This window comes from Methylobacterium sp. B1 (assembly GCF_000333255.1).
Lineage (GTDB): Bacteria > Pseudomonadota > Alphaproteobacteria > Rhizobiales > Beijerinckiaceae > Methylobacterium > Methylobacterium fujisawaense.
Map to the genome: position 1 here is coordinate 1 of NZ_BACT01000458.1, position 1164 is coordinate 1164.

Genomic DNA, 1164 nt, shown 5'->3' on the forward strand with positions numbered 1-1164 from the left:
CCGACGATCGGCTTGGCGATCTCCCGGGGCCAGGCGTCGAAGATCAGCACCCCGGCCTCGTCGGCGAGCGACTGCGTGCCGAACAGGCCGGCCAGCGCCGCCAGCAGGATCAGGAACGGGAACAGCGAGGTCAGGCTCGAGAGCGCGATGTGGCTCGCGATCGCCCAGCCGTCATGGGAGACGAAGCGCTGCGCGGCGACGCCCATGATCTGCAATCCGCTGCGGAGAGGTTTCACGGGTGTCCAACGATCCTCGATCTCGTGATCCTCCCCGGGGAGAGGCCCGCCGATGAACGGTGCCGGCACCCGCGCGTCAACGCCGCCGGCCGGATCCGGTCCCGATCGCCGCCCGGTGACGCGTCCGCGCCACGCCGGCCCCCGGTGGCGGCCGCGCTCCGGCGGGCGGACGCGATCACCGTTGCGCCGGGCGCGCCGGCATGCTCCGTCCGGCGGACATGCCTACGCTCTCACGCCCGTCGCCGCTCGCGGCCGGCGCCCTTCCGGCGCTGTTCATCCCGATCTGGGCCACGGGTTTCATCTCCGCCCGGGCGGTGGTGCCGCACGTGGATCCGCTGACCTTCACGGCAATCCGCTTCACGGCCGTCGCCCTGGTGCTGGCGCTGATCGCCACGGCCTCCCGGGTGCGATGGCCCGGGGACCGGGCGGGCTGGCGCGACCCCGTCATCGCGGGCTTTCTGATGCAGGGGGTCTACCTGTCGGGGGTCTTCTGGGCGGTGAGCCACGGGCTGCCGGCCGGCATCGCCGCCCTCGTCGGCAGCCTCCAGCCGCTGCTCACCGCACTCCTGGCGCAGCCGCTGCTGGGCGAGCGCGTCAGCGGGCGGCGGGCCCTGGGCATAATGATGGGCTTTGTCGGCACGGGCCTCGTGCTCGCCCCGAAGCTCGGGGCCACGGACCCGTCCGGGATCCCGCCGCTGGCGCTCGCCGTCAGCCTCCTGGCGGTGCTGGCGCTGACCCTCGGCACGCTCTGGCAGAAGCGCACCGGCGGCCGGGTCGATCTGCTGGCCGGCGCGACCCTCCAGTTCGTCGGCGGCATGGCCTGCGCCATCCCGCTGGCGCTGGCCTTCGGCAGCACCGCATTCGACCCCGCCCCCGCCCTGTGGCTCGGCCTCGGCTGGGCGGTCCTGGTCAACTCGGTCGCGGGGAT

At 74.1% G+C, this 1164-nt stretch carries 1 protein-coding gene and 1 pseudogene; one reads left to right on the top strand and one right to left on the bottom strand.

Annotated elements, in window-relative coordinates:
• Positions 1 to 206, bottom strand: a pseudogene (locus I53_RS13330) (hypothetical protein); the annotation flags it as partial.
• Positions 207 to 436: 230 nt separating this feature from the next.
• Here I53_RS13330 and I53_RS13335 point away from each other — a divergent pair.
• Positions 437 to 1164 (top strand): DMT family transporter (locus tag I53_RS13335; RefSeq protein WP_043351470.1); only part of this gene is annotated, 728 nt, incomplete at its 3' end.